Below are 4,983 nucleotides of genomic sequence, written 5' to 3'. Positions count from 1 at the left end.
CCCGTGCTGCTCCCGTGGGCCGAGTCCGACCGCGGCTCCCACGAGACCCACGGCATCGACACCGACGCCGTCCTCCGCGAGATCGAGGCCGCCCGGGCCGAGCTCGACGCGGCCTGGCGTCCGCTCGCCGCCGGGTTCGCGGCGCAGGTCGCCGCCCAGGCGCAGGAGCGTCCGCCGCGATGACCCGGCCGGCGACCAGCACCGGCAGCCTGCTGCGCCTGGGATTCCTCGACCCGGACGCGGCGCTCGCCGGCCTGGCCCGCCTCGGTGAGGACGCGGCCCCGTTGCTCGCGCTGATCGGACGAACGGCCGACCCCGACGCGACCGTCGCCGCGCTGGACCGGCTGCTCGACGCGGTCGGCACGCCCGAGGAGGTCCTCGAAGCACTGGTCGAGGACGAGGGCACCGCGATGCGGCTGCTCAGCGTGCTCGGCGCCAGCGAGGCGCTGGCCGACCACCTGGTCCGCCACCCCGAGCACTGGCGTGAGCTGGTCGATCCGCTGCTCGGCTCGACCCGGCCGGCCGCCTGGGCGATCCGCGCGGGGCTGTTGGCGGCCGTCGGGGCCGATCCGTCCGACCCGGAGCCGGTCGCGACCCGGCCGGACGCCGAGGCGGTCGATGCGCTGCGGGTGGAGTACCGCCGGGTGCTGCTGCGCCTCGCCGCCCGCGACCTGGCCCACCACCTCAGCGTGGACGACGCCGCGGCGGAGCTCTCCGACCTGGCCGCCGGCACCCTGGACGCCGCGCTGGCGGTCGCCCGCCAGCGAGTCGGGCCCGACGCCGCGATGGCGCGCCTGGCGGTGATCGCGATGGGCAAGTGCGGGGGCCACGAGCTCAACTACGTCTCCGACGTCGACGTGATCTTCGTGTGGGCGCCGGCCGACGGCGTACCCGACAGCGCGGTCGACAACGGCGCCCTCAAGGCCGCCACCCAGCTGGCCGGCAACCTGATCCGGGTGTGCTCCGACCACACCACCGAGGGCACGATCTGGCCGGTCGACGCCGCGCTCCGGCCCGAGGGCAAGGCCGGGCCGCTGGTCCGCACCCTCGCCAGCCACCAGGGCTACTACGAGCGCTGGGCGAGCACCTGGGAGTTCCAGGCGCTGCTCAAGGCGCGGCCCGTCGCCGGTGACCTGGCGCTCGGTCGGGAGTTCGTCGAGATGACGCGTCCGCTCGTGTGGAGCGCCGCCGAGCGGGACGGGTTCGTCGAGGACACCCAGGCGATGCGGCGCCGGGTCCTGGACCACATCCCCGCCCGCGAGGCGGAACGCCAGCTCAAGCTGGGGTCCGGCGGCCTGCGCGACGTGGAGTTCGCCGTCCAGCTGCTCCAGCTCGTGCACGGACGCGCCGACGAGCGCATCCGCCCCGCCACGACCCTCAGCGCCCTGGCCGAGCTGACGCGCGGCGGTTACGTCGGCCGCGCCGACGGCGAGGCGCTGCACGAGGCCTACGCGTTCTTGCGCACGCTCGAGCACCGCATCCAGCTGCACCGCCTGCGGCGCACCCACGTCGTGCCCGAGGACGAGGCCTCGCTGCGCCGGCTCGGTCGCAGCATGGGCTACCACAAGGATCCCGTCGGGGTCCTCGACAAGACCTGGCAGCACCACCGGCTCGAGGTACGCCGCCTCCACGAGAAGCTCTTCTACCGTCCGCTGCTGACCGCGGTCGCAAAGATCCCCGGCGACGAGGCCCGGCTCTCGCCCGAGGCGGCGACCAAGCGGCTCGCCGCCCTCGGCTTCCAAGATCCCCAGGCCGCGCTGCGTCACCTGGAGGCGCTCACGTCCGGCGTCTCGCGGGCCGCGCAGATCCAGCGCACCCTGCTGCCGGCGATGCTGGGGTGGTTCGCCGACGCGCCGGACCCCGATGCCGGACTGTTCGGCTTCCGCCGGATCAGCGAGTCCCTCGGCAGCACGCACTGGTACCTCTCGACGCTGCGTGACGAGGGGGAGGTCGCCGAGCGGCTGGCCCGGATCCTCGCCACGTCGCGGTACGCGACCGATCTCCTCGAGCGCGAGCCGCAGGGCGTGCGGATGCTCGGCGGCGACCTCGCCCCGCTCTCCTCGGAGGCGCTGACCGAGGAGATGCTCGCCTCGTCCGGCCGGCACGACCAGCCCGAGGCAGCCGTGCTCGCGATCCGCGGCATCCGGCGCCGTGAGCTGCTGCGGATCGCCGCCGGCGACCTGCTCGGCCTCACCGACGTCGCCACCGTCGGCGCGGGACTCTCGCGACTCACCGACGCCACCTTGGAGGCCACGCTCGACGTCGCCGGCCGGGCCGTGCGGGCCCAGCGTGGCCTGGACGCCGCACCGACCCGGATGGCGATGGTCGCGATGGGCCGCTACGGCGGCTTCGAGCTGTCCTACGGCAGCGACGCCGACGTGCTGTTCGTGCACGACCCCGAGCCCGGGGCCGACCAGCAGGCGGCGTCGTCGTACGCCCAGGCCGTCGCCAACGAGCTGCGCCGGCTGCTGGCCCTGCCCGGGCCCGATCCGGCGTTGGAGGTCGACGCCGACCTGCGCCCGGAGGGCAAGCAGGGGCCGCTGGTGCGCACCCTGGACTCCTATGCCGCCTACTACGCGCGGTGGTCGAAGGTCTGGGAGGCGCAGGCCCTGCTCCGCGCCGACGCCGTGGTCGGCGACCCGGAGGTGCGCCGCCGGTTCGAGGAGCTCATCGACCCGCTGCGCTACCCGCCCGGGGGGCTCAGCGAGGACGACGTGATCGAGGTGCGCCGGATCAAGGCCCGCGTCGACGACGAACGCCTGCCGCGTGGCGCCGACCCGCACACCCACCTCAAGCTCGGTCGCGGGGGTCTCGCCGACATCGAATGGACCGTCCAGCTGCTCCAGATGCGCTACGCCGGCACGGTCCCCGGGCTGCGCACCTCCCGGACGCTCGACGCACTCGCGGCGGCGCGTGAGGCCGGTCTGGTGGGCGAGGAGGACGCCGCGGTGCTCCAACAGACCTGGCGCCGGGTGAGCCGGGTGCGCAACGCGGTTACGCTGGTCCGCGGCCGCGCAGCCGACGAGCTGCCCCGCGACATCCGCGAACGCGCCGCGGTCGCCGCGATCCTCGGCTACCCCGCCGGGTCCTCCGACGCGATGGTCAACGACCAGCTGCGCTACACGCGGCTGGCGCGCGCCGTCGTCGACCGCGTGTTCTGGGAGTGACCTCTAGGCTCGCGACATGAGCGACCAGACCGCCGCCAAGGCCAGCGCCCTCCTCCGGCTCCACCAGGCTCCCGAGCTGCTCACCCTGGTGAACGTGTGGGACGTGATCTCGGCGAAGGTGGTCGCGGACGTGCCCGGCACGACCGCGCTCGCGACCGCCAGCCACTCGATCGCCGCGTCCTACGGCTACCCCGACGGCGAGCAGATCCCGGTCGACCTGATGCTCGAGGCGGTGGGCCGCATCGTCGCCGCCACCGACCTGCCGGTGACCGCCGACCTCGAGGGCGGGTACGGCGACCCGGCCGAGACGATCCGCCGCGCGATCGGCCTGGGCGTCGTGGGCGCCAACATCGAGGACCAGATGCGGCCGGTGGCCGAGGCGGCCGCCAACGTCGAGCGGATCATGCGGGTCGCCGAGCAGGAGGGCGTGGACTTCGTGCTCAACGCCCGCACGGACGCGTTCGTGAAGGGCCGCGACCGCGACCCCCAGGACGTCCTCGCCGACGCGATCGAGCGCGGCAAGGCGTTCCTGGACGCCGGCGCGCCCGTGGTGTTCGTGCCCGCCAAGCTCGACGAGGAGCAGGTCGCCGCGCTCGTCGAGGCCTTCGGCCCGCAGCGGCTGACGATGATCGGCATCCCGGGGATCCCGCCGCTGGCCCGGCTCGAGGAGCTCGGCGTGGCGCGGGTCTCGTTCGGCCCGATGCCCCAGAACGTCGCGCTCACCGCGCTCCAGGAGCTCGTCGAGGAGGTCCACCGCGGTGGGGGAGTCCCCCCGACGATGCGCCGGCTGAACTGACCGGCCCGGCCGGCCGGATGCTCTCGATTGCGGTCGCGGTCGGCGAGGTGACGTGGTCACCGTCCGCTGTGGTTGCGCAGGCGTGGTCGCCGTCGGCGCTCGGCTTGCAGTGGTCTGGGGTGGTCGTGCTGTGGTCACCGTCGAAGGCGAGGGGGTCGGGTGGCGGGTCGTTCTGGGCAGTCCTGGCGCACGGTGGTTGAGGAAGGCGCGCTGGCGCCTGTCTCGAAACCACCCCGTCCGGGCACGCTCGCCGGCCCTGGGCATGGGTGTGGCCCCGCCGGCCGTGGCCGGCGGGGTCGGGTGCTCAGGTATGTCGTGTGTAGGTGCGGCCGTGGGGGCTGGTCCAGGTGAACAGCCGGTGGCCGGTCCGTTCGAGGCGCCAACCGCCCCGGGTCTTCAGGCGATGGTGGAATCTGCAGGCCGGCACGAGATTGCACGAACAGGTCGGGCCGCCCTGGTCCCAGGGGATGACGTGGTCGAGGTCGCAGGACCGCGATGGTCTCGTGCAGCCGGGGAACACACACGTCGGATGGGTGAGGATCACCTGTTCGCGCAGGCGGGGTGAGGGCGTGTAGCCGGGCACCTCGATGTGCTCACCCAGGTCCAGCACCGGGCGGAGGCTGACCGGGCCGGTCGCGGTGGCGCACCAGCCCTCCACCTGGTCCACGAGCACGTGGGAGCGGGTGTTCTCCACCCCGGCCAGGGCTTCCTCGGACAGGTGGGTGTAGATCGTCAGCTGACGGTGCGGGCGTCGCGGCTGCTGGGTCTCGCCGAGGCCGAGGGTCAGGTCGCCGCGGGCCAGGGCCCCGGCGGCCATCGCCCGACGCACGTCCAGCGTCTCGGCGCAGCCGAGGGCGGCGAGCTCCTGTGCGCCGACGCTGAGGGCGTGGTCGAGGTCGAGGGCGTCGGCCAGGTCGAGCTCGCCGCGCACGGTGGTGGTGCCCGCCAGGGAGGGGGTGTGGGTGTCGACGTCGAAGAACCGGCCCTCCGCCGCCAGCAGCCGGCGGTGCTCAGCCTCGA

General features: G+C 74.4%; 4 protein-coding genes. 3 read left to right on the top strand and 1 reads right to left on the bottom strand.

Translation table 11 applies throughout. From position 1 onward, the window contains the following. The 3 genes from VGD85_RS05320 to VGD85_RS05310 all read left to right on the top strand — a co-directional run. A partial coding sequence (locus VGD85_RS05320) for a hypothetical protein (RefSeq protein WP_331062406.1) occupies positions 1 to 183 on the top strand: 183 nt, incomplete at its 5' end. Beyond that, a complete protein-coding gene (locus tag VGD85_RS05315; RefSeq protein ID WP_331062405.1) occupies positions 180 to 3,167 on the top strand; it encodes a bifunctional [glutamine synthetase] adenylyltransferase/[glutamine synthetase]-adenylyl-L-tyrosine phosphorylase in 2,988 nt (995 codons plus the stop codon). The genes VGD85_RS05320 and VGD85_RS05315, both read left to right, overlap by 4 nt. Positions 3,168 to 3,183: 16 nt before the next feature. Further along, positions 3,184 to 3,963 (top strand): isocitrate lyase/phosphoenolpyruvate mutase family protein, encoded by a 780-nt coding sequence (locus tag VGD85_RS05310; RefSeq protein ID WP_331062404.1) that lies wholly within the window; start codon positions 3,184 to 3,186, stop codon positions 3,961 to 3,963. 304 nt (positions 3,964 to 4,267) lie between these two features. Here VGD85_RS05310 and VGD85_RS05305 read toward each other — a convergent pair. Next, positions 4,268 to 4,983 (bottom strand): HNH endonuclease signature motif containing protein (locus tag VGD85_RS05305; protein ID WP_331062403.1); only part of this gene is annotated, 716 nt, incomplete at its 5' end.

Source organism: Nocardioides sp. (assembly GCF_036401255.1).
Taxonomy (GTDB): Bacteria; Actinomycetota; Actinomycetes; order Propionibacteriales; family Nocardioidaceae; genus Nocardioides.
This window is presented reverse-complemented; position numbering and strand designations above follow the sequence as displayed.

What these genes read in the sequence shown, in the direction of transcription:
- VGD85_RS05310 (WP_331062404.1), top strand. Translation starts at nt 3,184, where the DNA reads ATGAGCGACCAGACCGCCGCCAAGGCCAGCGCCCTCCTCCGGCTCCAC.
- VGD85_RS05315 (WP_331062405.1), top strand. Translation starts at nt 180, where the DNA reads ATGACCCGGCCGGCGACCAGCACCGGCAGCCTGCTGCGCCTGGGATTC.